The organism is Bradyrhizobium sp. CCBAU 51765 (genome assembly GCF_015291725.1).
Lineage (GTDB): Bacteria > Pseudomonadota > Alphaproteobacteria > Rhizobiales > Xanthobacteraceae > Bradyrhizobium > Bradyrhizobium liaoningense.
This window is the reverse complement of the sequence record NZ_CP030038.1, coordinates 4,395,460-4,420,258: the sequence shown is the minus strand read 5'-3', so window position 1 is coordinate 4,420,258 and position 24,799 is coordinate 4,395,460. Positions and strand designations below refer to the sequence as shown.

Genomic DNA, 24,799 nt, shown 5'->3' with positions numbered 1-24,799 from the left:
TGCGTCCGGGCCGTTGCAAATCCCGGCCGATTGCCGACCAATCCTCGGACAGCCAGTAACCGTGCGTCCGCGTGATCGCCTGGACCCCGAGCTCCCAACAAGTTGCATCCGCCATGACGCCGCCCGCCACCGCCTTGCCCGTCGAAGCCCCCCAGGCTTTCCTGGGCGTGGCGCGTTCGCTGACCGACAAGCTCTGGCGCGACCGGCTGGACGGGCGCGGGGCGGCGCAGGCGCTCGCCATCGTGCAGCGGCACCGGCTGCCGGAGCTGCTGGCGCGGGTGCTGGCCGGCCGCGGGATCGACATCGACGCGGTGCCCGACTTTCTCGATCCGACCATCCGAAAGCTGCTGCCGGACCCGTTCACCGTGACGGAGATGGAAGCCGCCGCCAAGCGGATCGCCGATGCCGCGGCGAGGGGCGAGAAGGTCGCGATCTTCGGCGACTACGACGTCGACGGCGCCACCTCGGCGGCGCTGCTCGCCTGGCACCTGCGCCATTGCGGGCTCGATCCGCTGATCCATATTCCCGACCGGATATTCGAAGGCTACGGCCCCAATACCGAGGCGGTGCGGACGCTTGCAGCGAAGGGCGCGACGCTGCTCGTGACCGTCGATTGCGGCACCACCAGCATCGAGCCGCTCGCAGAAGCAAAACGTCTCGGCATGTCCGTGGTCGTGATCGACCACCACCAATGCGGGCTCGACCTTCCCGAAGTCGATGCGCTGGTCAATCCGAACCGACCCGACGATCTCTCCGGCCTCGGTCATCTCGCCGCCGTCGGCCTCGTGCTGGTGACGCTGGTCGCCGTCAACCGAGAGCTGCGCCAGCGCGGCTTCTGGACCTCCGAGATGCCGGAGCCGGATCTGCTCGGCATGCTGCATCACGTCGCGCTCGGCACGGTCGCCGACGTGGCGCCGCTGATCGGCCTCAACCGCGCCTTCGTGGCCAAGGGCCTGATCGCGATGCGGCGGCGCGACCATGTCGGGCATACCGCACTGATGGACGTGGCGCGGCTCAACGGCCCGCCGGAGGCCTGGCATCTCGGCTTCATGCTGGGGCCGCGCGTCAATGCCGGCGGCCGCATCGGCCGCGCCGATCTCGGCGTGCGGCTGCTGCTGGAAGGCGACAGCGTCGAGGCGGCACGGATCGCGGCGGAGCTCGATCGTCTCAACAGCGAGCGCCGCGTCATCGAGCAGGCCGCCGAAGCCCAGGCCGAAGCCGAGGCACTGGCCTCGATCGGGCTGGAGGACAAGCTCGCCGTGATCGTCACGGCTTCGGAAGGCTGGCATCCCGGCGTGGTCGGCCTCGTCGCCTCCCGCCTGAAGGAGAAATTCTCGCGGCCTGCCTTTGCCATTGCGCTGGAGCCCGGCGGCATCGGCACCGGCTCGGGCCGCTCGATCGCCGGCGTCGATCTCGGCAAGGCAGTGCGGCAGGCGGTCGCCGACGGCATCCTGCTCAAGGGCGGCGGGCATGCGATGGCCGCCGGCGTCACGCTGCGGAAAGAGAAGCTCGCCGAATTCCGCGCCTATCTCGAAAGCGCGCTGGCGCGCGATGTCGCGGAGGCGCGCCACGTCAACGAGCTCTATATCGACGGAGCGATCTCCGCACGTGCTGTGACGCCGGAGCTTGCGGCGACGCTCAACCGTGCCGGTCCCTTCGGCAGCGGAAATCCGGAGCCCGTGCTGGCACTGCCGGCGCACCAGCTCGTGTTCGCCGACGAGGTCGGCCAGGCGCATCTGCGCCTGCGCTTCAAGTCGGGCGACGGCGCCTTGGTCAACGGCATCGCGTTCCGTTCGGTCGGCCAGAAGCTCGGCAATGCGCTGCTCGCCAATCGAGGCCAGCAGCTGCATGTCGCGGGCTCGCTCTCGGTCGACCGCTACCAGGGCGCCGAGCGCGTGCAGTTTCGCGTCGTCGACGTCGCGCTACCGGACCAGGGGCCATCCGTGATTAGATGACGCATGATCCCTCGCGACAAACGCGGTACGCGTTTGCGCGGAGATCATGCGCAAAGATAACGCGATCAAACAACAAAAAAGGGAGTGAACATGGCAGGGCAGGTTGAGGGCAAGGTCGCGCTGGTGACGGGCGGCGCTTCCGGCATTGGCGAGGCCATCGTCGAGCTGTTCGCGCGCGAAGGCGCCTCGGTCGTCATCACCGATATCGACGAGCTGCGCGGCCCGGAGCTCGCCAGGCGCGTCACCAAGGCCGGCGGCAAGGCGATCTTCCTGGAGCAGGACGTCACCAGCGAGGAGCGGTGGGTGGAGGTCGTCGCCGACATCGCGAAGCGCTACGGCCGGCTCGACATCATGGTGTCCAACGCCGGCATCGGCATCGCCGTGCCCTCGATCGTCGACATGACGCTCTCTGACTGGCGCAAGCAGAATGCGATCAATCTCGATGGCGTATTCCTCTCGGTCAAGCATTGCCTGCCCTTGATGCGCAAGACCGGCGGTGGCTCGATCGTCATGATGTCGTCGCTGGCGGGCCTGCGCGGCTCGCCCGGATTGTCGGCCTATTCGGCGACCAAGGGCGGCGTGCGGTTGTTCGCCAAATCGATCGCGATGGAGTGCGCGGCGGCGGGCGACGGCATCCGCGTCAACTCGGTTCACCCCGGCATCATCGATACCCCGATCTGGGGCAAGATCCCGACGGGGGCGACCGGCGCCGGCCAGAACGCCCCGATCGATCCGGAGGAGCGCGCCAAGGTCGTCACGCCGCTCGGCCGCGCCGGCCAGGCCGCGGAGATCGCCTCCGGCGTGCTTTACCTGGCCTCCGATGCCTCGCGCTACGTCACCGGCAGCGAGCTCGTCATCGATGGCGGCATGAACGCGGGCGGCGTGCCGCGGCGGGCCTGAGTGGTGCAGGGCAGGGTGGCGGTTCGCAGGGGCTGACGCGCAAGCCCAGTCCCTGTACAAGGCTGACAGATCCCGACCGACAGAGGTGTCCTTCGCCATGGCGCACAGCCTTCACGCGTCCTCACCCGCGCCCGCTCCATTCCGCTCCAACCGGCCGGACCTCGCGACCGACGCGATCCGCACCGCGCGCGAGGATCTGGCCGCCTGCTTCCGCATGGCGGCGCGCAACGGTTTCGAGGAAGGCATCTGCAACCACTTCTCGGCCGTGGTGCCGGGCCATGATGATCTGTTCCTCGTCAATCCCTATGGCTACGCCTTCCGCGAACTGACTGCGTCGAAGCTCCTGATCTGCGACTTCCATGGCAACGTGCTCGACGGCGAGGGGGTGCCGGAGGCGACCGCCTTCTACATCCATGCCGAGATGCACAAGCGCCTGCCGCGCGCCAAGGTCGCCTTCCATACCCACATGCCCTATGCCACGGCGCTGTCGATGACCGAGGGCGATCCCCTGATCTGGGCCGGCCAGACCGCGCTGAAATTCTATGGCCGCACCGCGGTGGATCGCGAGTACAACGGCCTTGCACTCGACAACCGTGAAGGCGCACGCATAGCCTCCGCCGTCGGCGATGCCGACATCGTCTTCATGAAGCATCACGGCGTGATGGTGCTGGCGCCGACCATCGCGGAGGCCTGGGACGATCTCTACTACCTCGAACGCGCCGCCGAGGTGCAGGTGCTGGCGATGTCGACTGGGCGAAAGGTACTGCCGGTCGATCCCGCGATTGCGGACGCGACCTACAAGCAGATGCGCGAAGGCGATGCCGAATCCGCGCGGCTGCATCTCGCCGCCATCCGCCGTCAACTCGACGCGGAGGAGCCGCAGTACCGGCACTGAAGCCGGCTACGACCCCTGCCGCAGCTTCGCCAGTACCTTCAGCCCGCCATAGCCATCCGCCGGCGTGATGCCGGCGCGCTGCTGGAAATCCTTGACCGCCTTCATCGTGTCGTTGCCGACGCGTCCGTCGGTACCGCCGGTATCGAAGCCGGCCTTGGTCAGGCGCGTCTGCATCTCTTGCACTTCGGCCAGGGTCAGCGCACGCTCGGAGCCGGGGAAGGGCTGGATGAAGGGTGGCGCTCCCAGGCAGCGGTCGCCGAGATGGCAGATCGCCAGCGCATAGTTCATGGAAGGGTTATAGCTCTTCACCGAATAGAAATTCGGCCCGAGCAGGAAGGTCGGCCCGCCCGCAACCGGCGTCCACATCTGCGCGGATGCGTTCGGCTGCGGAAACGGCTGGCCGTCGGCGCGGGTGACGCCGGCCGCCTGCCAGGCCGCGTAGGTGCGGCTTCCGCTCATGCTGCCGGGCGCGCGTACCTCGTAGCCCCAATGCTCGCCGCGATGCCACTTGCCGCGGTTGACGAGATACTTTGCCGTCGAGCCCAGCGCGTCGTCGGGCTTGCCGAATGGCGACACTTTGCCGTCGCCGTCATAGTCGATGCCGACATTGAGCCAGACCTCCGGCATCCATTGCGAATGCCCCATTGCGCCGGCCCACGAGCCGCGCATCTCCTCGGGCGTGCTCCAGCCCTTGTCGACGATGCGCAGCGCGTTGATCAACTCGGTCTCCCAATAGGCCTTGCGGCGCGGCTCGTTCCAGGCGAGCGCGGCCAGCGAGGGAAACACCGGCCTCATGTGGTTCTGCTGCACCAGGGGATCGCCATAGGCGGACTCGACGCCCCACAGCGCCAGCAGCGTGCCGCGTTCGACGCCGAAATCGCGCTCGACGCGCGCAAGCAGCGCCTCGTTGTTCTTCAGCGCGATCTTGCCGTTGATGATGCGCCAGTCGGAGACGCGGCGGTTGATGTATTGCCAGAGCTGTTCGTTGAATTCCGGCTGGTTGCGCATCTGCTTGAACACGCTCATGTCCGGCTCGACCCGCCCCATCGCGCGCTGCCATGTCGCGGCTGAAATGCCTTTCGCAATCGCGCGGGCGCGAAAGCTCTCGCGCCATTCGTCGAATCCCGGAGGCGCGGCGAGAGCGCGCGTCGGGACGGCGAGCAAGGCGGCTGCACCGAACGCCGATTGGAGCAGGGCGCGGCGAGTTGGACGAGGCGAGGAATCAGCGTGCGTCATGGGCGCATTCTAGCCGGAAACATGGCGCGTGTGAGTCGGTTCCTGGAACGGCGGCGCTGTGGGAATTCTGCCTGATTGCGCCGGCGGTTCCCACCGGAACAAGTGTCGCACTCCCGCATTCCCTCCACACACCGGGAAGGAGGAGAAGATGAGGAAATATCTGCTTGTCGCAGCCATGGTCACCGCCGTCGCAGCGCCTGTGTTCGCCGACGAGGTCGGCGTTCACGTCGGCCCGGCCGGCGCAGGCGTAACGGTCGGCCAGTCGCACGAATATCGTGAGCGCGACCGCGACCACGACCGCACCACCGTCATCAGGGAACGCGAGCCCGCCGACCGCACCACGGTGATCAAGAAGGAAGATGAATTCGGCAACCGCAGCAAGACCGTCATTCACGACAACGACTGACGGAGCAGGGTCCCGGCATGACGCCGGGGCCTTCCTTCGCACGATCGGCAAATCGAATCGGGGTCGAATGAAGATACGCACGCATGCGGAAAGCCACGTCGTCGAACTCGACGACGGATCGCAGTGGCAGATTTTCCCCGGCGACCTCGCGACCACGCTGAGCTGGAAGCCGGAAACCGACTTGCGTCTCGAGCAGAGCCGTGACCCGATGAGTTCGCACGTGCTGGTGAATGCCGCGGACCAAAGCCGCGTGCGAGTGATCGCGGCGCACGAGACCTGGCCCGACGGCGAGGTCAAGAACGCGTTGAAGAGCGGATAGGCGCGCTGCTACTGCGGCAGCAACCAACGTCTGCGAATGTCGGTGGCCTAGTCCCTTTGCAGATCCTTCGCGATTCCGGCAAGCCAGCGCCGGATCGTGGTTTCCGCCTTTGAATCCAAATCCCGAGCCAGGCGCTTCTCCAATTCAAGCACACGCTGCCGGCATGCGTTCAACAGCGTCGCGCCGCGCGGCGTCAGCGTCCATTGCAGGATGCGGCCGTGGACGGGATGAGGTGACATCACAATCGCGCCGTCGCGTTCGAGGTTGCGAATGATCACACCGACGGTCTGGGGCGTCAGGAAAGTGAGGCGGGCGACATCGGCCCCCGACAAGCCCGGATAGGCGTTGAGCATCGTCATTACCGCAAATTGCGGCGACGTCACGCAGAGATCGGCGAGAGTCCGTTCCATCGTCAGGCGAACCGCGGCATGGGCCTGACGCAGGAGATAGCCGAGATAGCCCTGCTCGCCGCGCTTGCCTTCGCCGGGAGCGGGAACACGCGTGGTGTCGCCGGCAGGCGCGGGTGCGTTGCGCACGTTTTTCAATCTTGTGCTGGCTGCGGTCTTGCGTGTCATGTAAGAGCTCTTATAAGATATAAGTATACTTATAACAGCCCGAGGTGAACGGCAATGGCACATGCCCGCAGCGAATACGAGGATTTCAAGAGGATCGCGCCGGACGCGTATGATCTGGTGCTTGCGCTGGGTCAGCTAGCGGCCAAGGCAGGCCTCGACAAGCAACTGCTCGAGCTCGTCAAGCTGCGCGCCTCGCAGATCAACGGCTGCGCCTTCTGTGTGCAGCACCACGTCCTGCTGTCGGAACGGATCGGCGTTCCTGTCGACAAGCTTCATCTGGTCGCGGTCTGGCGCGAGGCGCCGATCTTTTCGCCGCGCGAGCGTGCGGCGTTGGCCTGGGCCGAGGCGCTGACCTGTCTGCCCGGTGGCGTCAGCGAGGAGGTCTACGCGGAAGCGTCTGGCGAATTCTCCGAGACGGAACTGACGTACCTGACGTCAGCGGTCGCCTCGATCAACGTCTGGAACCGTTTCGGCGCGGCGTTTCGCTGGACGCCGGCAAAGCGGCCGGTCGCAGCCGCTGCAGCTGCATCCTGAGGGGGACAAGGGGAGGTCACGATGACGGCCATCAGCTTTTCTGCCGTGCCGCGCCCGATGCCGTCACGTTCAACGGCGCTCGCCGTCGTCGCAGGGCTCGCCTGCGCGCTTGCGATCGGCAAGGCGGTGCCGGTGGCGATCGACAGTGTATCCGGAGTGCTGGTCCCGCTCTGCGCCACGGCGGCGGAGAGCTCACCGCTCGACAAGGTCGAGCCGATCGGGTCCTACGCGCTTCCGAACGTCCCGGGCAAGCGCGTCACCATCGTGCGCGTGTCCTATGGTCCCGGCGGATTTTCGCGGCCGCACCGACACTCGGGATCCGTCACCGCCTACATCACCAAGGGGGAGATCCGCTCGCAGCTCGGCGGTGGCCCGGTCGAGACGTTCGCCGTGGGCCAATCCTTCTTCGAGCCGCCGGGTTCGACGCATCTGGTCTCGGCCAATGCCAGTATGACGGAGCCGGCGGAGTTGATCGCTGTGTTCGTCGCAGACGAGGGCGCGCAACTGACGACGTTCATCGAGTAGCTGCACGCGCAATGCGCCACCGTATGTTCAGGCCGATCGCGATCGCCTCAACCGTTTCCATGCCGGTGCGAGTCCGTATTCGACCGCCGGAATCGCAAGTGCGCCGACAAGCAGCCCAAGCACGCCCGAGATGGCTGCCTCGACCGACCATTCGATGACGCCCGCAACGGAGGGAAAGAGGTGTGCGGCAGCCCCGGTGGCGGCATGGACCATGTGGCCGACCTCGGATGGGCCGTATTTCTCGATGCCGTGCAGGATGATGCCGCCGCCGACCCATATCATGGCGGCGGTGCCGATGGTGCTCAGCACCGCCAGGAAGATGGGCATGCCGCGGACGAGCGCGCGTCCAAGCAAGCGGATTCCGCTGCCGATGATCGAGGTGCCGTCATAGCGCGCAAGGGCCATGCCGACGTCGTCCGCCTTCACGATCAGGGCGACCACGCCATAGACCCCAACGGTGATAAAGAGGCCGACCAGTGCCAGCACCAGCGCCTGCGTCCAGATGCTGCCAGCCGGGAGCGCCGCCAGCGTGATCGCCATGATCTCCGCCGACAGGATGAAGTCCGTCTTGATGGCGCTTGAGACCTTCTCGTCCTCGACCGACCGGGCATTCAACGCAATCGGCTGCAGCTGAGCTTCATGGTGGTGCGCATGATGCGGCAGCACGGCTTCGAGCACCTTCTCGGCACCCTCATAGCAGAGAAAGGCTCCGCCCAGCATCAGCAACGGCGTGACCGCGGCGGGAAGGAAGTAGCCAAGCAGCAGGGCAATGGGAAGCAGAATCAGCAATTTGTTGCGCAGCGATCCGACCGCAATCTTGCCGACGATCGGCAGCTCGCGTTTCGAGGCAAAGCCGATGACGTAGTTCGGCGTGACGGCGGCGTCGTCGATGACCACGCCTGCCGCCTTCGTGCCCGCCTTGGCGGCCTGACTCGCCACATCGTCGAGCGAGGCTGCTGCCACCTTTGCAATCGCCGCGACATCGTCGAGAAGACCGATCAGTCCGACACTCATGAACCGTGTCCCTTCTTCATTGAGCCGGCGGGTTTGCCCGACGACACGCTCTTGCGCCGCCCGGCATCGGGAGCGAGCAAGCCGTCAGTTGTCCTCGCCGCTCGATCCCTCGCGCAGGTCCGGCTTGATCACGTCCTCGGGCAGCGCATGGGCGACCGGCTGCGCCGTGCCGGCGATCTCCGGGCCGACTTCGCGGCCGCGGGCGCGGATCAGGCGCTCATAGGCCGAGACCAGCGTGACGTAGGGACTGACCCAGATCCAGCCGTCGCGTGTGAACACCTGCACATCGAAATGCAGGTGCATCGACGTGCCGGCCGGATGGTCGAGATAGTTCGAGATCACACCGATCTTCTCGCCTTCGGTGACGATGCGGCCATTGAGCACGCCATCGGCGTTCAACGCGTGCGGGTTCATATGCATGTAGCGGAAACGGATGTGCTCGGTGCGGCTGTTGACTTGAAGTGTCGCGGCCTGGTCCTTGGCTCCGCGGATGACGATCGCGTCACGCACGGCGACGACGGCGCGCTGCTTGGGATCGCAGGGCTCGCGGCCTTCACCGGGCGGCGGGCAGTCTGCGGCACGGATGTCCTCGCCCTGGTGGCCGTAGCCTCCGCCACATTGCCACACCTCGAAACTGCGCGACTCGCAGAAATTGTCGCGCCAGGGATAGGCGGTCGGACCTTCGCTCTTGTCGCGCCTGCCGTAGGATTGCGAGCGTACGAAGGCGGGCGCCTTGTCGAGGGGAAAGCGGATCTGGGCATAGGCCATCATATCGGGATGGCCGCCTTGCTTGCGGTAGCCGGTGTTCGGGATGATGTTGCCGCTCGGCCGGTAGCTGAAGTCCGGTGAACGTCCCGCGGGACGGTCGAGGACGTTGGAGGCAATGTCCATCAACGGCCGCATGCGCTGGCCACCAGCGATACGCAGGGCCTTCAAGAAGCGCTCGGCGACCGGATAGGCTTCCTTGCAGGCGAGCCGCCGCGGCTTGGCAATGCTGTCGAGGCACTGGATCGACACCACATAGGCGACGCCGAAGCGGGTGAAAGCGTAGCGCACATAGCCTTCCCGGATGAACTTGCGCAGGTCCGGGTAGGTTGCCCCGAGCGGCTTGACTGGCTCCCCCTTGCCGCCGGCTGGATCGGCGATGTCGTAGACGAGCGCCGAGCCCGTGATCTGCACCTCGACCGGCCTTGCGAATACCCGGCTCGGCATACCTTCGCCGGCGCCGGGCTCGAACGAGAAGGTCGCGCTGTAGCCGGCCGGACCGGCATCGAACATGTCGACGGGATTGAAGTCTGCCTGATAGCGCGACAGCGTGAGCGACGCCGGCGCGCCGCTGCGCTGCGCCTCGAGGTACGCGGCAGCGTCGAACGGCAGCAGCACGGGTACGGGACTTCGGGTGATACCGGTGAAGAAGCGCGAGGAGATCGCGTTGAGCTGCACCAGCGCGGGCATCGCGCGAGGATCGTAGCGCGGCACCGAACGGCGGGGTGCAAAGATGAAGTCGCCCGCAATCTGCGGGCGACTGTTGATCTCGACACGGAGCTGGTCGAGCGCTGCGCGCCAGTCGACGCGCAGGGCCGTGAGCGAGGGGCCGCGGAATTCATCCGCTGCGACCGGCGCGGCAGCGAGGAGCGACAGCGACGCGAGGAGAAGCGGGACGAAGCGGAAATTCTTCCTGTCCACTGCCTCGCCCCCGGCGGTACCTGTTCCGATCCTCGATTGCCCGCTTAGTCCTTGGCGCGCTCGGCGTAGGAGCCGTCTTCGGTCATCACCACCACGCGGGTGCCGACCGTGATGTGCGGCGGCACGGTGGTGCGCACGCCGTTGGAGAGAACCGCGGGCTTGTAGGAGGAGGAGGCGGTCTGACCCTTGGTCACGGGCTCGGTATCGACCACTTCCAGCGTCACGCGCTGCGGCAGCGCGATCGACACCGGGTTGGTGTCGTGCATGGACAGCTTGACCGTCATGCTCTCCTGGAGATACGCGGCGGCGTCGCCGACGACGTCCTTCGAGACCTGGACCTGGTCGTAGGTCTCAGGGTTCATGAAGTGGTAGCCGTCGCCATCCTCATAGAGATAGGTGTAGTTGCGCTCTTCGATCGTGGCCTTTTCGACCTGGTCGGTGGTCTTGTAGCGTTCGGAGATCTTTACCCCGTCCGAGATTCGGCGCATTTCGATCTGGCTGACCGGGGTGCCCTTGCCGGGATGGATGTTCTCGGCGCTCACGACGACATAAAGCTTGCCGTCTTGCTCGATCACGTTGCCCTTGCGGATAGAACTGGCGATGACTCTCAAAGTTGTATTTCCTGCTTGCTTGGCCCGGCGGGGGCCAGGACGTGGTCAAATTGATGGGGGACTTGGGGCCTCAAATCGGACCTCGGCGCCCGTTTCGGGCCGCAACATACTGATTTTGCCGTTGGATGCCAGCACTTTGCTGCTGGCTGGAGCGGTCGGTTGATGGCTGGGGACATGCCGATGTCGCCGTTCTGGTCGCCCGGCAGGCACCTCGACCGGCGGCCGTTCCTCCAGGCCAGGGGCGCGGTGACCGGAGCTTTACGGGCCTTTTTCGCCGAACAAGGCTTTATGGAAGTCGAAACCTCGGTCCTTCAGGTCTCCCCGGGCAACGAGACCCATCTGCATGCCCCCCGGACCGAGATCATGCGGCCCGACGGCAGCCGGGCCCGCCGATACCTGCGGACCTCGCCCGAATTCGCCTGCAAGAAGCTGCTGGCGGCGGGCGAGACGCGGATTTTCGAATTCGCCCGGGTGTTCCGGGACCGCGAGCGCGGCGACCTGCATCTGCCCGAATTCACCATGCTGGAATGGTACCGGGCGGGTGCCCCCTATGATGCCATCATGGCCGATTGCGTCGTCGTGATCGCCCGTGCGGCGCAGGCGACCGGCATTGGGACCTTTTCTTTTCGCGGCAGGACCGCCGATCCCTTCGCCGAGCCGGAGCTCCTGACGGTCGCGGGTGCCTTCGAGCGCTTCGCCGGCATCGATCTGCTGTCGACAATTTCGGGTGGCGAGGGTAACCGTGACGCGCTCGCCGCGGCGGCCCGCGGCAAGGTCCGTGTAGCCGAGGACGACACATGGTCCGACATCTTCAGCAAGGTCCTGGTCGAGCATGTCGAGCCGCATCTCGGGCAGGGGCGTTTGACCATCCTGTTTGAATACCCATCTCCAGAGGCGGCGCTGGCACGGGTGAAGGCGGACGATCCGAGGGTCGCCGAGCGATTCGAGGTTTATGCGTGCGGCGTCGAGCTCGCCAACGGCTTTGGCGAACTGACCGATGCCGAGGAGCAGCGAGAACGCTTTACGGAATCGATGACGGAGAAGCAGCGCCGCTACGGCGAAGCCTATCCGCTCGACGAGGACTTTCTGGCCGCGGTCGCCGCAATGCCGGAGGCGAGTGGTGTCGCACTCGGCTTCGACCGGCTGGTCATGCTGGCGAGCGGCGCAACACGGATTGATCAGGTGGTGTGGACACCGCCTGCGGATGAGAGATGACGAAGACGAACCTTGTGCGCACTCTGCGCGAGCCTGCCGAGCTCGTCGCCGAGGGGCTTGCCCCCGCAGCGGCGCTGCCGGCGCTCGAACGCGTTGCCGCGCGCTATGCCGTGGCGATCACGCCGTCGCTGATCGAGCTGATCGACACCAGCGATCCCGACGATCCCATCGCGCGACAATTCGTTCCCACCGCAGCCGAGCTGGACCTGAGGCCGGGCGAGAATGCCGATCCGATCGGCGACCACCCGCATTCGCCAGTTCCCGGAATCGTGCATCGCTATCCCGACCGCGTGTTGTTCAAGCTCGTTCACGTCTGCGCGGTCTATTGCCGATTCTGCTTCCGCCGCGAGATGGTGGGGCCCGGCAAGGAGAATGCGCTATCGGACAGCGCCTATAGCGCGGCGATCGACTACATCCGGGCACACGACGAGATCTGGGAAGTGATTCTGACCGGTGGCGATCCCCTGATGCTGTCGCCGCGGCGGATGAACGAGATCATGGCCGAACTGGCTGCGATCGATCACGTCAAGATCATCCGTCTTCACACCCGCGTACCGGTGGCCGAACCCGCGCGCGTCAGCGAGGAGATGGTTGCGGCATTGAAGGTCGCGGGCGCGACCACCTGGCTGGCAGTGCACGCCAACCACGCACGCGAGCTGGCAGCGCCCGCGCGTGCTGCCTGCGCACGGCTCGTCGACGCGGGAGTTCCCCTGGTGAGCCAGTCCGTGCTGTTGCGCGGCGTCAATGACAACATCGCCGCTCTGTCGGATTTGATGCGAGCTTTCGTCGAATGCCGGATCAAGCCCTACTATCTGCATCACGGCGATCTCGCGCCGGGCACCGCGCATCTGCGAACGACGCTGGCGGAGGGACAGGACCTGATGCGGCAGCTGCGCGGGCGGGTGTCAGGGCTGTGTCAGCCGGACTATGTCATCGACATTCCCGGCGGCGCCGGCAAATCGCCGGTGGGGCCAGGTTACGTCCTGGCGCCGCAAAATACCGCACCCGATGCGGGTGATGCGGGAGCCGAAACGCGCTATCGTATTGTCGATTATTGCGGCGACGTTCATCTTTACCCGCCCGAGACCTGAGCGGGAGCGCGCCGGTTTTGAGAATGGAGCACTGAGAATGAAGAAGATCATGGTGGCAGCATCGCTCGTGGTCTTGCTTTGTGGCGCGGCGGTTGCGCAGCCCAACGGCTCGAAGGGATCGACCTCCACCGGTGCAAGCCGTGGAACGGTGTGGCCGGCGCCCGTTGGTCACCGCCAGCCGCGTGCGGCTGACGTGCCGAGCGAGAAGAATCTGAGCGATCCGAACACCGCCGCGAACAAGGAAGATGCGGAGCTCGATCGCAAGATCAAGAGCATCTGCCGCGGCTGCTGATCGCTTTGACCTCCCCCGTCGGGGAGAGGTCAGGAGCGGGCCAACCTGAAACGCGATGCGATCAGGATGAAGCGTCATCGCGCTTTAGGTTGTTGTTGAAGCATGGTCTTTTCGGAAAACCGCTGCGCACTTTTCCGGATCATGCTTTGGCCCTCGTGATTTCTCAGGCCGATCGTTCGTGCCGCCCGGCGTGCCGGGTGTTGCGACGGATTTCGACGGCGTCGGCGAGCTGCTCGAGCGCGCCTGCCGTGGTCGGCCAGTCGATGCAGCCGTCGGTGATGCTCTGGCCGTAGGTGAGCGGCTTGCCCGGCACCACGTCCTGGCGACCGGCGACGATGTTGCTCTCGATCATCGCGCCCATGATGCGGCTTTCGCCGCCCGAGATCTGACCGGCGACGTCGGCCATCACCAGCGGCTGGTTCTCCGGCTTCTTGCTCGAATTGGCGTGGCTTGCATCGACCATCACGAGCGGCGCGACGCCGGATTTGGTCAGTTCGTTGCAGGCGGCCGCAACGCTTGCCGCGTCGTAATTGGGCCTGCTGCCGCCGCGCAGGATGATGTGGCAGTCCTCATTGCCCGCGGTCGAGGCGATCGCCGAACGGCCGAGCTTCGTCACCGCCATGAAATGATGCGGGTGCGAGGCCGACTTTACCGCGTCCGCGGCGATCCGCACGTTGCCGTCGGTGCCGTTCTTGAAACCGACCGGGCAGGACAGCCCCGAGGCCAGCTCGCGATGGATCTGGCTCTCGGTCGTGCGCGCGCCGATTGCCGCCCAGGAGACGAGGTCGGCGATGTATTGCGGCGTCGTCATGTCCAGGAATTCAGTGCCGGCGGGCAGACCGAGATTGTTCACGGCCGACAGCACGTTGCGCGCCAGCCGCAGGCCCTTGTTGATGTCGAAGCTGCCGTCGAGATTGGGGTCGTTGATCAGGCCCTTCCAGCCGACGGTGGTCCGCGGCTTCTCGAAATAGACCCGCATCACGATCTCGAGCTGGTCGGCAAGGTCCTCGCGCAAGCGCGCAAGGCGCTCGGCGTAGTCGAGCGCGGCCTCGGGATCGTGCACCGAGCAGGGGCCGACCACGACCAGCAGGCGGTCGTCCTGGCCGCTCAGGATGGCGTGGATGGCATTGCGGGCGGCCATCACCACGCGCGTCGCGGTGAGCGTGCGCGGGACCTCCCGCATCACCTCTGCCGGCGTGCTCAGTTCTTTCAGTTCGCGGATACGAAGATCGTCGGTCGTGCTCAGCACGGCGGGCTCCTGTCTGTTTAGAACCTGCCGGCCAATAAAAAAGCCGCCAGGTCTGGCGGCTTGTTCGGACGTTTGCTGCAATGTGTCAGATTGAGCGCGATCCTCCCGCCGCCAGCGAGCTGTCGTAGCTAAAGTACCAAAAATAACTGGTGGCGACGGTGATCATGGCTGGCCATATAGCCTGCCGCTGGCGGGTTGTCACCCCCCAAAACGGCACAAGGACCACGGGCGTGTCTCAGGTGTCGTTCTTGCGTGCGGCCAAGGCCATTCCAATCAGGGAGGCGCCGCCGAACAGCAGGTTGATGCCGACGAGCACGCCGATCGCCCAGTCCGCCGAGCTTGGCAGTCCCGTGATCACCATGAACGAGATCGCGATGTCGACGAGACCGGAGACCAGGAGCCACGACCAGCGGCCGCTCAGCTCGCGGCGGTGCTCCAGCGCGTACATGATGGTGGCGACGCCCTCGGCGAGGAAATAGGCGCCGAGCACGATGGTCAGCGTCAGCACGGCCTGCATCGGCCGGGCCAGCAGCAGCATACCGGTAAGGACGGCCAGCGCGGCCGAGATCAGCGACCACCAGAAGCCTGGCGAGCTGCGCGCCCAGTAGGTCGCGATCAGTCCGCCGATGCCGCCGATCAGAAACATCCAGCCGAGGAAGATCGCCGTCGCAAGACTCGCGAGCGGCGGCAGGACCAATGCGGCTATGCCGAGAACCACGAGCAGAATGCCCTCGAACAGGAAGGCCTTCCAATGCGTCTTGACCGCCTGGTTCATTGCGGATTGCAGCCGTGAAAATTCCTCAGGCGATGTCATGAAGTCCTCGATCTCGTCAGCAGCCCATGCCGCTCAATCTAGTATGTGTGCACCGCGCCTGCCATCGCGCGGCTCAGCCGCCGCCGGGCGCCGACGAAAAGCCTTCCGCGCTGGTGCGGATGCGGTTGCGGCCGAGAATGTAGATCGCCGTCGTGACAATCAGAAGCGCGAGGCCGAGCAGGATCGAGACGAAACCAATCGGGATCAGCGCCAGCGTCAGGTTGCGCTCGGGATTGATCAGCCAGTGATGGATCGAGGTCAGCACGAAGGCGAGCCCCAGAAAGCCGATGCCGCCGCCGGCCAGCAGCAGCGCCCACATCCGGCGGAGCTGGCTGAGCCGCTCGCGCGCGACATCGGTCCGCGGCGCATGGTGGCGCGCGACGCGCCGGACCAGGCGGATGGCGAAAGCAATCGAGCCGAAGCCGACCAGGAGGCTCGCGGCGCCCAGCCACATCCGGAGCGTCGGATCGAGATCGGGCATGCGCTGGAGCGCCAGCAGCGGGAAGTCGAAGGCCGAATGCAGCGCGAGCGGGGCGGCGAAGATCAATAGCCGGCTGGAGAGGCGTGCCCAGTCGCGATGGCGGCGGTTCGCGCCCAGTGCCGTCCCTGCGCGTGCGATCGTCAGGTAGGCGCCCGCGATGATGCCGAGTGCGCCGTGGAAGGGCACGGTCAGCACGCTGCGCAGGGCGGCCAGCGAGCGCCACATCTCCGCGTGCTGGACCAGATAGGCGAGGTTCTCGTAGGCGGCGAAGCCGAGGCCGACCGCGGCGCCATAGACCACGGTGTCCATTGGATTGGAGAAGGTCCGCCGCTTGGTCGACGAAATCAGCACGATGGCGATCACCTTGACCGCCTCCTCAGGCAGCGCGACGCCGAAGATCGAATGCATGGCCAGCGCCGCCCAGGGGTCGTCGGGGGCCGCGACCATCTTGGCGAAGGGAGCGCGGGCAAGGCCCAGGAGAGAAATGCTGGCCGCGCCGAGCAGGAAGGCAGTCCAGACCTGGGCCGGCGGGCCAGGGCGCTCTTCAGCAGCAATGACAAGCCACAGCATCAGCAGCGCCGGGGCGATGGCCGCAGTTCCAATGACGGTGGGGAGCGCTTCGATCAGGTACATTGGCGCCGAAAATAGGTTCCCTTGATCCGCTTATCTACGTCGGGCCGATGCGACCATGTGTCATGCGCCTGCTGTCGGCTCGCTGAACGCCGGCGACAGCTGCCGTTCATTCCCGTCGCCCGGGAGGAAGTAGAATACAAGCGCAATCAATTGCATGACAAAAAATGCTCGTCATCCATGGCAGCGACCGTGCGTCGGATGTCGGGGCGGGATTGGCAAGCCAGATCAAGGAAATGCGCAGGTTTCTTCGATTCACTGCGCACCTGTCGCGGCAGCCGATTCGCGGGCGGGATGGCCTGTCCAAGGCAGCGCGCGGCGGCCCGTGGCCCTAGTCCCGCTTCGTTGTGCGCCTGCGGGGCGGGCCTGCGATCCGGCGTGACCGCATCTGCTCCAGCTCCCAGAATGCACGGACCAGGCACGTGCCGAGGCAGAAGACAATGAGCACCAGCAGGAAAGCCTGATCGTCGGCAGGGATGTGTATCATGGCGATGGATAAAGCAATGCACATGCCAGACGTTCCCGCGCCGGCCGCGCCTGGCGTAGCCGTCCATGACAGGAAATGCCGCTTGCGCGGCAGCGACTCGGCGGTCCCGAAGTCGTTCTTCAATGCGTGGTGAACGGCGGCGGCGCGCCGGGAGCGACGTCGAAGGCGCCGAGGTGGAATTCTTCGCCGATCGATGCGTCCGGATCGGCCGGTTGCGCCAGCAGGGTGAACGCGGCCTGCGGGTATCGCTTCCAGATCTCGATATCGCCGGCGGTGATGGTGAGCCAGCCGAACGTGTACATGTAGCGGCCGGGCTCGGTGACCCGGCCGACCCTGTCCCAAGTGATCTTATCGACCGTGATTTTATCAGCTGTGATCTTGTCGACTGCCATTCGGTCCCCCGAGCGCAAGTCTGCACATGACGTCCGGCCCGAGGCACAGACCTACATAGGCTGATACCGCATTTTGGCCGCGATAGGGCAGCGATGCGGTGGATCAGGCCGGCTGCGATGAGCGCACGATCAGGCGGACGAGGTCGTCCCGGGATTGCCTCTCGGCGAATTTGACCGCAAAGCCATGCGCGAATTTGCGGATCACCCGCCCGGCGCAGGCGCCGACCGCAAGCGGGGTTCCGACTGGCGGATCGAACTCGGAGGACACCGCGACGCCAGCGGTCGAGACGTCGATGATGAAGCAGGAATGAGCGCTCCCGTCCGCGAGGGTCAGGACAGTGTGCGAGACCTGCGGAACGAAGCGCGCGTCACGCCGCAGCTCGCGAACGCTGGCATCCTTCTGCTTCTTCTCGAGCCAGGTCAGCTTTTCCGACATCCAGGCGCGCCGCGCCCGCGTCATGTCGAGCTCCATCAGGAAGCCTGCCTTCAGCGTCGCGCTGATGGTGCACTGGAATTCGCCGAAATCCTGGAAGTAGGAGGTCACGCGCTCGCCGACCTTGCCGACGACAGGCACGTCCACGATCATGCGGAAGGGCGAGACGCGCTTGGTCCGGCAGGCGAAGCTGCGCAGCTTGCCCTCGCAATCGTACCAGCGAGGCAGCGAGTAGCTGCCGCTCACGGCAACGTCCACTGCCCGTTGCCGGAGGAACTCTTCGACGGACATGAGCGCCGATCTGTTTTGGATGATTCCCGTAGTTCCACGCGTAGCGGCCAAACTCTAAGCAATTGACACCGGCACTCATGAGCAGGGGTAAATTTCCGGTAAATGCGCAGACCAGAGTTGAGTGATGGCTCGCGGCGTAAGGTCGCAACATCGTCGCTGCGGAATCTGTGGCGTTCAGACCAGCCCGAGCAGCACCAACACGCCGACGAGAAGGACGGTCTTTATCGTCGTCCAGGCCAGGCCGTCCGGCCTGATCGACAAGTTGAACCACGGACCTGCGCGCCGGATCGTCAGCGCGGCGAGCGCATCGAAAGTGGCGAGCGCGAGAGCGATGCCGGCGATCCAAAACCATGAGGCGGCCGGTGGCATCCACGCGGCGAGAACGGCGGGGACGGAGCTTCTCATGGACACGAGCAGCGCGATCCAGGCGAACCAGAACACGGAGCCCTTGACGATCTCGGGGCCGATCGTATCGGGCACGAATCTGATCCCGATCGCTCCGAGCGCGTTTTCGATGCGCGTGCCGTCGCCCAGGAAGAGAAACGCGCCGAGGTAGAGAGGAACGCTGGACTGGAACAGGAGCGCAATGAGGCCGAACAGGATTGCGTAGCCGCAGGCATCACCGAAAATCGTCATGCCCGCCGCGAGCGGCGACGATGTCCGGGGCTGCGTCTTGGGCTGCGCAGCCGCGGCCAGGCGCTGCGGAAGCGATCTGGCGCGCGTCATGTGCGCGAGCATCCTGGCGCGCCGGTCCGGCGCATGGGGTGCCGCGCGATGCATCCAGGCCGGCGGCTGCGGGGCAGCGCCGGAATGGCTGTTGGGCATGGTCTCGCGTGGCTCCATGGGCCTGTACCGGTTCCGATCGGAGATTGGTCGGAGGGCGGAGGCGGGGAGTTCATGCCGCGGCGGTGGATTTGTCGCCTTTGGCGAGCCACCAGCGCAGCTGGCGCTCCCTAGCGGAATCGAACCGCTCTCTCCACCGTGAAAGGGTGGCGTCCTAACCGATAGACGAAGGGAGCAAACGCAGGGCCCCGCCGCTTGCCGCGGCACGGCCGCTGGCCGGCCGAACAGCGCCCGGCGGCTTGCAGCGGGCGAACGTATAGTGGCGTTTGCGCTCCCGGGCAAGCCGTTCGGGAACGGTTTTGGCGCCCGTGGATAGCGCGGGCCGGGAGGGCATCGGGGGCGATTTCAACGGTTTCTTAGGGTTCCCTGCGTAGCGCTGGAGCGGGAGATTTTCCAAATGCCTCCGCCGAAAAAGCGCGCAGCCCGCAAGCTGCTGTCGCAGCACGCCTGGATCACGCTCGACGGCGGCTTCGCCGCGCGGCATTGCCTGGTCCAGGACATCTCCGACACGGGCGCGAGAATCACGCTGGACGAGGACGCGAGCCAGCTTCCGGGCGTGATCCGGATGGCCTTCGCGCGCGACGCGCGCACCGGGCGGAGCTGCCAGGTGGTCTGGCGCCGCGGCAAGTCGGCCGGCGTCAGGTTCATCTGATCGCGGACGCGAACGCCCCGATGGCGCGTCCCGCCGGTCCGGGCTACAAGGCGGCGATGCGTACGCCGCTCCTCATCCTGATCTCGTTGCTGGCCACGTCTGCGGCCGCGGCCGAGAGCCTCCGCCTCGCGCCTGCCGAACGGCAGCAAGCGGGCAATGCCCTGCCGTTGAAAAGCGCCGCCGGAAAGGCAAGAGCGGGCTCCTGCGCCTCCTACGGCCCGCGCTTCGTCATGGTCGAGGGCACCGGGACCTGCGTGAAGGTCGGTGGCTCGATCAGCATCGACACCAGCGTCAGGCGCTAAGGGCCATGCCGGCGGACCTGCTGCGGCTCGACCTCATCGTTCCCATCATGATGTATTGCGCGCTGCTGTGGTGGGTCGGCCGCGGCCTGAGCTGGACGGCCCGGCTGGCGACCGCCGTGGTGACGCTGGTGCTCATCATCGCCGTCCTGCTGGTCGAGCGCGGCTGGCGCTAGGCCCACAACAAAAACTGCGAAAACAACCCCATGCACAGTAGCCGTCAAGCGCTGCCGTGGCGCCGGACGGTTGCGCCGGCACGACGATTCTTCGCGCGATCGCCGCAGCTTGCACCCTGCCGGCGCTCACGACATCGGCGGTGCGACGAATTGCGCAAATCCGGGCCGTTTGCCGAGCTCGGCGAGCCAGCGGGTGAGGTGTGGCTGCGCCGGCCGGCGGATGCCTTCGACCCCGAGCCAGCGCCGCGCATAGGACCCGATCGCGATGTCGGCCAGCGTGAACGCATCGCCCTCGATGAAGCGGCGCGATGAGAGCAGGCGGTCGGCGATGGCCCAGACCTCGGCGGCGGCATCGGCATCGCGCTGCACCTGGATCATGTCGCGTTCGGCGGGCGCCGTGCGCACGATGCCCCAGAACACCGGGCGGTCGACCGGCTGCACGGTCGACAGCGTCCAGTCGAGCCAGCGGTCGACCGAGGCGCGCTGCTTCGGCGCCTCCGGGTAGATCGGCGTGCCGCTTCCATGCGTGAGGCAGAGATAGCGCATGATCGAGTTGGACTCCCACAGCACGAAGTCGCCCTCGACCAGCGTCGGGATCCGCGCATTGGGGTTCATCGCGAGATACTCGGCCTCGCGCGTCCTGCCGTAACTCATGCCGGCATCGATGCGCTCGTAAGCGAGGCCGAGCTCGGTGCAGCACCACAGCACCTTCTGCACGTTGACCGAATTGGCGCGGCCCCAGATCGTCGGCTTGGTCTCAGGCATGAAGCGTCTCCCCGCATTGTCGCTAGCTGCGGGTGATAGCGGAATTCGCCGCGTCGAGCGATGCGCGAATGCGGCGCGCCCTCATGCAAAAAGCTCCGCACGCGGCGGAGCTCTCATTGCAAAGTTCAACCTGGTGGTCAGCGGCCGAAGAACAACCACAACAGAATGATCACCGGGATCGGTACGCCAAGCATCCACAGCAACAGCCCTCTCGCCATCGCATCCTCCTCCAATTGCCTCACTGGAGGGTGAACGCGGGCCGTGCGCGCTTGTTCCCGCGCGCAGACCTACCAATGACCGGTGTTCGGCATCGACGCCCACGGCTCCTGCGGCGGCTTCGGATCGCCCTTCTGCAGCAGCTCGATCGAGTGCAGGTCCGGCGAGCGGACGAAGGCCATGTTGCCGTCGCGCGGGGGACGGTTGATGGTGACGCCGGCCTTCATCAGCTTCTCGCAGGTGGCGTAGATGTCGTCGACCTCATAGGCGAGATGGCCGAAGAAGCGGTCCTCGCCGTAGGTCTCCTCGTCCCAATTGTAGGTGAGCTCGACCAGCGGCGCGCCGCGCGTCGGCGGCTGCTTCTTCAGCGCCTCGAGATCGTCCGACGAGCACAGGAACACCAGCGTGAAGCGCCCCTTGTCGTTCTCGATCCGCCGCACCTCCTTCAGCCCGAAAGCATCGACATAGAATTTCAGCGCGACATCGAGATTGCGCACGCGCAGCATGGTGTGGAGGTATCGCATGGTTGTTGCTCCCTGGAACGGGTGGAGAGTTTTGGGTCGGCGGCGGGGCCGGCGGGAGAAGGAGATAGCAGGAAAAGGAGAGGAGGGGCAGGGGGCCGAGGCAAATGTGCGTGAAGGGTCGGTTCGGCTCGGACTGCATCACGTTCGAAGCAGCTCGTAGGATGGGTTGAGCACTTGCGAAACCCATCATGTTTTCGTCACGCAAGATCCGCGATGGGTTTCGCTTCTCTCTACCCATCCTACGCACCGCATCACGTTCGAAGCAGTGCCGTCATCTCTTTCCAATGATAGATTCGCACCTTCTCCGTTTGATGCCGCGCGGCTTTCGCGATGGCGTGCGCGATGTCGTTGCCGGCGAGCCCGCGATACCGGTCGGTCGGGCCGACGAGCAGCGGATTGAGCAGGCCCCATATCGCGATGATGAGGCGTTCGCGCGGGCGGTCCTCGTCGCGCGCGCCGAGGATCATCGACGGGCGGAAGATATGCGTGTGCTCGAAATCGAGCGAGAGAATGTCCCGCTCCACCTCGCCCTTGGTCCTGAGATAGAACACGCTGGAGGTGGCGTTGGCGCCAACGGCCGTGACCAGAAACACCGACCGCGCGCCGTTCGCCCTGGCGATCTCGGCCGCCAGCACCGGATAATCATGATCGATCTTGTAGTACTCGGCCTCGTCAGGGGTGTGCTTGCGCGTCGTCCCCAGCGCGATGAAGATCTCGTCCGCAACCAATTGCGGCTTGAGTGCGGGCAGGGACGCGAGATCGCCGATCAGCACCGTGAGCTTCGCATGGCTCACCGCCAGCGGCTTACGGGCTACCGCCACAACCCGCGAATAGTCGGGACTGTCCAACAGGTCGCGCAGCAAATGCGAGCCGATGAAGCCGGTTGCGCCGAAGACAAGTGCGGTTTTCATTCTAGCCGCCGTTTTGCGTTGATTGCCTGATCGCTTGTTGAAAGTCAGGGGAGGTGGCGCCCGAGAGTCGTCCGTGACAGCGCACTAAACTCCCGCAGTGCGGGACGACGATATTTGATGCCGGACACCTATTTAGTCCAGCACTGTCACAAACGGTTGCGGCTTTGCTCGTGGGGGCGGGCGCGGGCCTGTGAGCCGCGCGCTTCATCTCATCCCTTGAATGGCACACAGGGGCCGGTGATACGGCCGGAGCCACCGGAGCGCGTCTTCGTCTCGCTGCCTCTTACAGACACATCGCTGCCACCTGTGATCTTCCGAGCCATTCCAGGTCCGCACCTGACATAGACGACTTGTCCAGCACCAAGCATTCCGCGTGCGGGTGCTTGATCCATGACCACCTGAGCTGCGGCTGGTGCGACGCCGGCAAGCAGAGCAAGCAAACTCAACCCGAGTATCTTCATGACAACTCCCCAAAATAAAGGGGGTAGCTTACCGGCCTTCGTACGTCACACAAGCGTCGGTTGCGTGAAAAAAAGTTCTCGCATAGACGTCACGTCAGAACGAAATCATTTCGGTCAACTCATAGTTTAGGCAGGAGAAACTTTATGCGTGCTCTCACCCTCGCCATTGCTGTTTCCATGGTGGGCTTACCTGCCCTGGCCCAGGAGAAGACGTCAAAGGCGCCAAAGGCGCCAAAGGCGAAGACCTGTACCTACGAGCAATGCGTTTCGGTCAACAAGGCGAGGGGATGGGACAGCGCTGCCGTCAGCAGGTGGTGCAGCGCGAATCCCGGCAAGTGCGACAACTAGGAACCACTTCAACGCCTTGGAATGTCAGACGGGGGGCCTCAAGCCCGCCGAGCGCGGGCCGAAGCCGACGGTGGAGAAGGGTGGTATTTAGTGCACTGTCACCGTAATGGAAATTTGGTGCACTGCCTCCGTAATGTGCGTGATCGTCCCGGTATCGGCTCTAATCGTGCTCGGGCGCGCACCGAGGAGCAACTTGCCGAGAACCTCGCTTCAATCGATCTTGTGCTCAAACCCGAGCAGGCCGCGCGGATCGAGAAGGCCGGTCGTCCTTCCCCACTCTATCCCTTCTGGCACCGTGCTATGTGAGGGGATGGACCGACCAACCCCGGCCGAGCGCGGCTACCTTGAGGGCCACCGCAAGACCATCGGTAGCTGAGGAGAGCCGCGGCATCCAGGCGCCGTGGCCCTCTGAACTGACGTGGTCACCAGATCGACCGCCGGTGTTTGTCATCGGACTGGCCGAAGGCGAGGCCCTGCGGGACCGACGATGACAGGTTGGAACCAGCACCCAGGTTCGCGGCCGATCAGAATTTATAGTTGATCCGGGCCCGGGCGAGGTTGCCAACATCCTTGAGCTTGATCGACGCAGCAGTGGCTCCAACCGCGAAATTTAAGCTGTTGTCATCAAGCTCGTAGCGCAGATATTCGGCACCCACTGTGACGGCGCTGGTGCTAGACATGTGAAGCCACACGTCAACGGGCAGCGCATATTCGAAGCCGCCGCCATAGGTGAAGCCGGTCTCGGTGGTCTTAAGGTTCGCGAAGTTGGCACCATTCAAGTCGGCGCTGTGTTCGACGGTGCCATAGGCAAAACCGCCGGTCCCGTAGACCAGGAGGCGGTCAAAGGCGTAGCCGAGCCGGCCGCGAATCGTTCCGAGATAATCCAGCCGGCTGTTGAGGTTCACCGTGGCGCCTGGCCCGGCAGCAATAGGAAGGCTGCCCGACAGATCGGTGTAGGCCGCATCGGCCTCGACACCGATCACGATGCCGCTCAGATTGCCGAGCGAGAACTCGTAGTTGTAGCCGAACTGGCCACCCGCCGTGACGCCGTCGCTCTTACTGCGAAGGTCGAGTGAGCCGGGACCCGCGAGACCGGTCACGTCGACGCGGTCGGAGTTGTCGAACGCGCCGCCAATATTCCCGCCGATATAGAAGCCGGTCCACGAAAACGCTTGCTGCTGCAGAGGAGGGGCTTTCAGCGGCATCTGAGACCGAACCGGTAGGTCCGCCGCGACGGCGAGGCCCGGGAGGCTCATGAGAGCGAAAGCGACGATCAGTTTCTTGAGCATAACGACGTCCTGCATGTTGATTGCGGTCCCGACGCCCGATGACACTTGCTCTAGCCGGCGAACGTTCGAGGACCAGAGACCGTCCTGACGGGCTGATGTTACGCTTCGATTTCAGGAAGGGCCGCCCGCCATTACAGCTGAAATTCAGTGCAGGAAGACATTCACATCGCGTCCAACTGTTGCCGCCGAGCGACACATTCGATGGCGATCTTGAAACGAAAGCTCCAAAGCGACGGTTAGCTCCAGCGTCTGTCGCACGAAATTACGAAATTACGGTGACAGTG

The 24,799-nt window shown here is 65.2% G+C and carries 29 protein-coding genes and 1 tRNA gene; 14 read left to right on the top strand and 16 right to left on the bottom strand.

Annotated features, from left to right (window positions below; genetic code table 11):
* The first annotated feature begins 113 nt into the window (after positions 1 to 113).
* From recJ to XH96_RS21210, 3 genes are all read left to right on the top strand, one after another.
* Positions 114 to 1,955: a single-stranded-DNA-specific exonuclease RecJ gene (recJ, locus tag XH96_RS21220; RefSeq protein WP_194387508.1), complete on the top strand. Its 1,842-nt coding sequence runs from the start codon at positions 114 to 116 to the stop codon at positions 1,953 to 1,955.
* A gap of 90 nt (positions 1,956 to 2,045) precedes the next feature.
* Positions 2,046 to 2,855, top strand: a complete 810-nt coding sequence (locus XH96_RS21215) for an SDR family NAD(P)-dependent oxidoreductase (protein WP_194387507.1) — start codon at positions 2,046 to 2,048, stop codon at positions 2,853 to 2,855.
* Positions 2,856 to 2,952: 97 nt separating this feature from the next.
* Positions 2,953 to 3,750: an aldolase gene (locus XH96_RS21210; RefSeq protein WP_194387506.1), complete on the top strand. Its 798-nt coding sequence runs from the start codon at positions 2,953 to 2,955 to the stop codon at positions 3,748 to 3,750.
* A gap of 6 nt (positions 3,751 to 3,756) precedes the next feature.
* On the opposite strand, the gene XH96_RS21205 is transcribed toward XH96_RS21210, so the two are convergent.
* Positions 3,757 to 4,986 carry a lytic murein transglycosylase gene (locus tag XH96_RS21205; protein WP_194387505.1) on the bottom strand — a complete coding sequence of 410 codons (1,230 nt, stop codon included), beginning with the start codon at positions 4,984 to 4,986 and terminating at the stop codon, positions 3,757 to 3,759.
* Between the two features lie 148 nt (positions 4,987 to 5,134).
* Here XH96_RS21205 and XH96_RS21200 point away from each other — a divergent pair, with 148 nt between their 5' ends.
* Both XH96_RS21200 and XH96_RS21195 read left to right on the top strand, forming a co-directional pair.
* Entirely contained in the window at positions 5,135 to 5,392 is a 258-nt protein-coding gene (locus XH96_RS21200) for a hypothetical protein (protein ID WP_028177553.1), read from the top strand.
* Between the two features lie 67 nt (positions 5,393 to 5,459).
* Positions 5,460 to 5,711, top strand: a complete 252-nt coding sequence (locus tag XH96_RS21195) for a hypothetical protein (protein WP_194387504.1) — start codon at positions 5,460 to 5,462, stop codon at positions 5,709 to 5,711.
* A 47-nt stretch (positions 5,712 to 5,758) separates the two neighbouring features.
* Here the strand turns inward: XH96_RS21195 and XH96_RS21190 are convergent, their stop codons facing one another.
* Positions 5,759 to 6,286 (bottom strand): MarR family winged helix-turn-helix transcriptional regulator, encoded by a 528-nt coding sequence (locus tag XH96_RS21190; RefSeq protein WP_194387503.1) that lies wholly within the window; start codon positions 6,284 to 6,286, stop codon positions 5,759 to 5,761.
* Between the two features lie 54 nt (positions 6,287 to 6,340).
* Between XH96_RS21190 and XH96_RS21185 the strand changes: the two genes are divergently transcribed.
* Entirely contained in the window at positions 6,341 to 6,820 is a 480-nt protein-coding gene (locus tag XH96_RS21185; RefSeq protein WP_194387502.1) for a carboxymuconolactone decarboxylase family protein, read from the top strand.
* A 21-nt stretch (positions 6,821 to 6,841) separates the two neighbouring features.
* Positions 6,842 to 7,345 (top strand): cupin domain-containing protein, encoded by a 504-nt coding sequence (locus XH96_RS21180; protein ID WP_194387501.1) that lies wholly within the window; start codon positions 6,842 to 6,844, stop codon positions 7,343 to 7,345.
* A 27-nt stretch (positions 7,346 to 7,372) separates the two neighbouring features.
* Here XH96_RS21180 and XH96_RS21175 read toward each other — a convergent pair whose 3' ends face one another.
* The 3 genes from XH96_RS21175 to efp form a co-directional block, all read right to left on the bottom strand.
* Complete coding sequence (locus XH96_RS21175; RefSeq protein WP_194387500.1) at positions 7,373 to 8,359, bottom strand: DUF808 domain-containing protein; 987 nt, start codon at positions 8,357 to 8,359, stop codon at positions 7,373 to 7,375.
* Positions 8,360 to 8,443: 84 nt separating this feature from the next.
* Positions 8,444 to 10,045, bottom strand: a complete 1,602-nt coding sequence (locus XH96_RS21170) for a M23 family peptidase (RefSeq protein ID WP_194387499.1) — start codon at positions 10,043 to 10,045, stop codon at positions 8,444 to 8,446.
* 44 nt (positions 10,046 to 10,089) lie between these two features.
* Positions 10,090 to 10,656, bottom strand: a complete 567-nt coding sequence (gene efp / locus XH96_RS21165) for an elongation factor P (protein ID WP_028177546.1) — start codon at positions 10,654 to 10,656, stop codon at positions 10,090 to 10,092.
* A gap of 162 nt (positions 10,657 to 10,818) precedes the next feature.
* Here efp and epmA point away from each other — a divergent pair, with 162 nt between their 5' ends.
* Genes epmA through XH96_RS21150 form a run of 3 tightly spaced genes read left to right on the top strand, consistent with a single transcriptional unit; the run spans position 10,819 to position 13,254 of the window.
* Positions 10,819 to 11,871, top strand: coding sequence for an EF-P lysine aminoacylase EpmA (epmA, locus tag XH96_RS21160; RefSeq protein WP_194387498.1), 1,053 nt, complete (start codon positions 10,819 to 10,821; stop codon positions 11,869 to 11,871).
* The gene (locus tag XH96_RS21155) at positions 11,868 to 12,962 is read left to right on the top strand and encodes a lysine-2,3-aminomutase-like protein (RefSeq protein WP_194387497.1); all 1,095 of its coding nucleotides are present in this window, start codon (positions 11,868 to 11,870) and stop codon (positions 12,960 to 12,962) included. Before epmA ends, XH96_RS21155 begins: the two co-directional genes overlap by 4 nt.
* A gap of 37 nt (positions 12,963 to 12,999) precedes the next feature.
* Complete coding sequence (locus XH96_RS21150) at positions 13,000 to 13,254, top strand: hypothetical protein (protein ID WP_194387496.1); 255 nt, start codon at positions 13,000 to 13,002, stop codon at positions 13,252 to 13,254.
* Positions 13,255 to 13,417: 163 nt separating this feature from the next.
* On the opposite strand, the gene XH96_RS21145 is transcribed toward XH96_RS21150, so the two are convergent.
* The 7 genes from XH96_RS21145 to XH96_RS21115 all read right to left on the bottom strand — a co-directional run bounded on the left by XH96_RS21145 (position 13,418) and on the right by XH96_RS21115 (position 19,050).
* Positions 13,418 to 14,503 (bottom strand): 3-deoxy-7-phosphoheptulonate synthase, encoded by a 1,086-nt coding sequence (locus XH96_RS21145; protein WP_194387495.1) that lies wholly within the window; start codon positions 14,501 to 14,503, stop codon positions 13,418 to 13,420.
* Positions 14,504 to 14,738: 235 nt separating this feature from the next.
* Positions 14,739 to 15,317: an HdeD family acid-resistance protein gene (locus XH96_RS21140; RefSeq protein WP_194387494.1), complete on the bottom strand. Its 579-nt coding sequence runs from the start codon at positions 15,315 to 15,317 to the stop codon at positions 14,739 to 14,741.
* A gap of 73 nt (positions 15,318 to 15,390) precedes the next feature.
* A complete protein-coding gene (locus tag XH96_RS21135) occupies positions 15,391 to 16,431 on the bottom strand; it encodes a PrsW family glutamic-type intramembrane protease (protein ID WP_028177540.1) in 1,041 nt (346 codons plus the stop codon).
* A 603-nt stretch (positions 16,432 to 17,034) separates the two neighbouring features.
* Positions 17,035 to 17,307, bottom strand: a complete 273-nt coding sequence (locus XH96_RS21130; protein WP_035675605.1) for a hypothetical protein — start codon at positions 17,305 to 17,307, stop codon at positions 17,035 to 17,037.
* Positions 17,308 to 17,410: 103 nt separating this feature from the next.
* Positions 17,411 to 18,031, bottom strand: coding sequence for a PilZ domain-containing protein (locus tag XH96_RS21125; RefSeq protein ID WP_194387493.1), 621 nt, complete (start codon positions 18,029 to 18,031; stop codon positions 17,411 to 17,413).
* A gap of 174 nt (positions 18,032 to 18,205) precedes the next feature.
* Positions 18,206 to 18,856, bottom strand: a complete 651-nt coding sequence (locus XH96_RS21120) for a hypothetical protein (protein ID WP_246789700.1) — start codon at positions 18,854 to 18,856, stop codon at positions 18,206 to 18,208.
* A 119-nt stretch (positions 18,857 to 18,975) separates the two neighbouring features.
* Positions 18,976 to 19,050 (bottom strand) — tRNA-Glu (locus XH96_RS21115).
* A 221-nt stretch (positions 19,051 to 19,271) separates the two neighbouring features.
* Between XH96_RS21115 and XH96_RS21110 the strand changes: the two genes are divergently transcribed.
* From XH96_RS21110 to XH96_RS21100, 3 genes are read left to right on the top strand one after another with little or no spacing between them, the layout of a single operon-like run.
* Positions 19,272 to 19,526 carry a PilZ domain-containing protein gene (locus XH96_RS21110; protein WP_194387491.1) on the top strand — a complete coding sequence of 85 codons (255 nt, stop codon included), beginning with the start codon at positions 19,272 to 19,274 and terminating at the stop codon, positions 19,524 to 19,526.
* Positions 19,527 to 19,582: 56 nt separating this feature from the next.
* On the top strand, positions 19,583 to 19,828 hold the full coding sequence (locus XH96_RS21105; RefSeq protein WP_194394204.1) for a hypothetical protein: 246 nt from the start codon (positions 19,583 to 19,585) through the stop codon (positions 19,826 to 19,828).
* Positions 19,829 to 19,833: 5 nt separating this feature from the next.
* Positions 19,834 to 20,001 carry a hypothetical protein gene (locus tag XH96_RS21100; protein WP_035678397.1) on the top strand — a complete coding sequence of 56 codons (168 nt, stop codon included), beginning with the start codon at positions 19,834 to 19,836 and terminating at the stop codon, positions 19,999 to 20,001.
* A gap of 126 nt (positions 20,002 to 20,127) precedes the next feature.
* Here the strand turns inward: XH96_RS21100 and XH96_RS21095 are convergent, their stop codons facing one another.
* The 3 genes from XH96_RS21095 to XH96_RS21085 form a co-directional block, all read right to left on the bottom strand.
* The gene (locus XH96_RS21095) at positions 20,128 to 20,766 is read right to left on the bottom strand and encodes a glutathione S-transferase family protein (RefSeq protein ID WP_194387490.1); all 639 of its coding nucleotides are present in this window, start codon (positions 20,764 to 20,766) and stop codon (positions 20,128 to 20,130) included.
* Positions 20,767 to 21,053: 287 nt separating this feature from the next.
* On the bottom strand, positions 21,054 to 21,506 hold the full coding sequence (locus tag XH96_RS21090) for a VOC family protein (protein WP_028177532.1): 453 nt from the start codon (positions 21,504 to 21,506) through the stop codon (positions 21,054 to 21,056).
* Between the two features lie 251 nt (positions 21,507 to 21,757).
* The gene (locus XH96_RS21085; protein WP_194387489.1) at positions 21,758 to 22,417 is read right to left on the bottom strand and encodes an oxidoreductase; all 660 of its coding nucleotides are present in this window, start codon (positions 22,415 to 22,417) and stop codon (positions 21,758 to 21,760) included.
* A 605-nt stretch (positions 22,418 to 23,022) separates the two neighbouring features.
* Between XH96_RS21085 and XH96_RS21080 the strand changes: the two genes are divergently transcribed.
* On the top strand, positions 23,023 to 23,226 hold the full coding sequence (locus XH96_RS21080; protein ID WP_194387488.1) for a hypothetical protein: 204 nt from the start codon (positions 23,023 to 23,025) through the stop codon (positions 23,224 to 23,226).
* 524 nt (positions 23,227 to 23,750) lie between these two features.
* Here XH96_RS21080 and XH96_RS21075 read toward each other — a convergent pair.
* Positions 23,751 to 24,515 carry an outer membrane protein gene (locus tag XH96_RS21075; protein WP_194387487.1) on the bottom strand — a complete coding sequence of 255 codons (765 nt, stop codon included), beginning with the start codon at positions 24,513 to 24,515 and terminating at the stop codon, positions 23,751 to 23,753.
* Between the last annotated feature and the right edge of the window lie 284 nt (positions 24,516 to 24,799).

Bases quoted from the DNA above. Each gene is read 5' to 3' on its own strand.
- XH96_RS21200 (WP_028177553.1), top strand. From the start codon at position 5,135: ATGAGGAAATATCTGCTTGTCGCAGCCATGGTCACCGCCGTCGCAGCG.
- XH96_RS21210 (WP_194387506.1), top strand. From the start codon at position 2,953: ATGGCGCACAGCCTTCACGCGTCCTCACCCGCGCCCGCTCCATTCCGC.
- XH96_RS21150 (WP_194387496.1), top strand. From the start codon at position 13,000: ATGAAGAAGATCATGGTGGCAGCATCGCTCGTGGTCTTGCTTTGTGGC.
- XH96_RS21180 (WP_194387501.1), top strand. From the start codon at position 6,842: ATGACGGCCATCAGCTTTTCTGCCGTGCCGCGCCCGATGCCGTCACGT.
- XH96_RS21085 (WP_194387489.1), bottom strand. From the start codon at position 22,417: ATGAAAACCGCACTTGTCTTCGGCGCAACCGGCTTCATCGGCTCGCAT.
- XH96_RS21175 (WP_194387500.1), bottom strand. From the start codon at position 8,359: ATGAGTGTCGGACTGATCGGTCTTCTCGACGATGTCGCGGCGATTGCA.
- XH96_RS21140 (WP_194387494.1), bottom strand. From the start codon at position 15,317: ATGACATCGCCTGAGGAATTTTCACGGCTGCAATCCGCAATGAACCAG.
- XH96_RS21080 (WP_194387488.1), top strand. From the start codon at position 23,023: ATGCGTGCTCTCACCCTCGCCATTGCTGTTTCCATGGTGGGCTTACCT.
- XH96_RS21105 (WP_194394204.1), top strand. From the start codon at position 19,583: ATGCGTACGCCGCTCCTCATCCTGATCTCGTTGCTGGCCACGTCTGCG.
- XH96_RS21125 (WP_194387493.1), bottom strand. From the start codon at position 18,031: ATGTCCGTCGAAGAGTTCCTCCGGCAACGGGCAGTGGACGTTGCCGTG.
- XH96_RS21215 (WP_194387507.1), top strand. From the start codon at position 2,046: ATGGCAGGGCAGGTTGAGGGCAAGGTCGCGCTGGTGACGGGCGGCGCT.
- XH96_RS21155 (WP_194387497.1), top strand. From the start codon at position 11,868: ATGACGAAGACGAACCTTGTGCGCACTCTGCGCGAGCCTGCCGAGCTC.
- XH96_RS21100 (WP_035678397.1), top strand. From the start codon at position 19,834: ATGCCGGCGGACCTGCTGCGGCTCGACCTCATCGTTCCCATCATGATG.
- XH96_RS21120 (WP_246789700.1), bottom strand. From the start codon at position 18,856: ATGCCCAACAGCCATTCCGGCGCTGCCCCGCAGCCGCCGGCCTGGATG.
- XH96_RS21190 (WP_194387503.1), bottom strand. From the start codon at position 6,286: ATGACACGCAAGACCGCAGCCAGCACAAGATTGAAAAACGTGCGCAAC.
- XH96_RS21095 (WP_194387490.1), bottom strand. From the start codon at position 20,766: ATGCCTGAGACCAAGCCGACGATCTGGGGCCGCGCCAATTCGGTCAAC.
- XH96_RS21185 (WP_194387502.1), top strand. From the start codon at position 6,341: ATGGCACATGCCCGCAGCGAATACGAGGATTTCAAGAGGATCGCGCCG.
- XH96_RS21090 (WP_028177532.1), bottom strand. From the start codon at position 21,506: ATGCGATACCTCCACACCATGCTGCGCGTGCGCAATCTCGATGTCGCG.
- recJ (WP_194387508.1), top strand. From the start codon at position 114: ATGACGCCGCCCGCCACCGCCTTGCCCGTCGAAGCCCCCCAGGCTTTC.
- XH96_RS21075 (WP_194387487.1), bottom strand. From the start codon at position 24,515: ATGCTCAAGAAACTGATCGTCGCTTTCGCTCTCATGAGCCTCCCGGGC.
- XH96_RS21195 (WP_194387504.1), top strand. From the start codon at position 5,460: ATGAAGATACGCACGCATGCGGAAAGCCACGTCGTCGAACTCGACGAC.
- XH96_RS21135 (WP_028177540.1), bottom strand. From the start codon at position 16,431: ATGTACCTGATCGAAGCGCTCCCCACCGTCATTGGAACTGCGGCCATC.
- epmA (WP_194387498.1), top strand. From the start codon at position 10,819: ATGGCTGGGGACATGCCGATGTCGCCGTTCTGGTCGCCCGGCAGGCAC.
- XH96_RS21205 (WP_194387505.1), bottom strand. From the start codon at position 4,986: ATGACGCACGCTGATTCCTCGCCTCGTCCAACTCGCCGCGCCCTGCTC.
- XH96_RS21110 (WP_194387491.1), top strand. From the start codon at position 19,272: ATGCCTCCGCCGAAAAAGCGCGCAGCCCGCAAGCTGCTGTCGCAGCAC.
- XH96_RS21130 (WP_035675605.1), bottom strand. From the start codon at position 17,307: ATGGCAGTCGACAAGATCACAGCTGATAAAATCACGGTCGATAAGATC.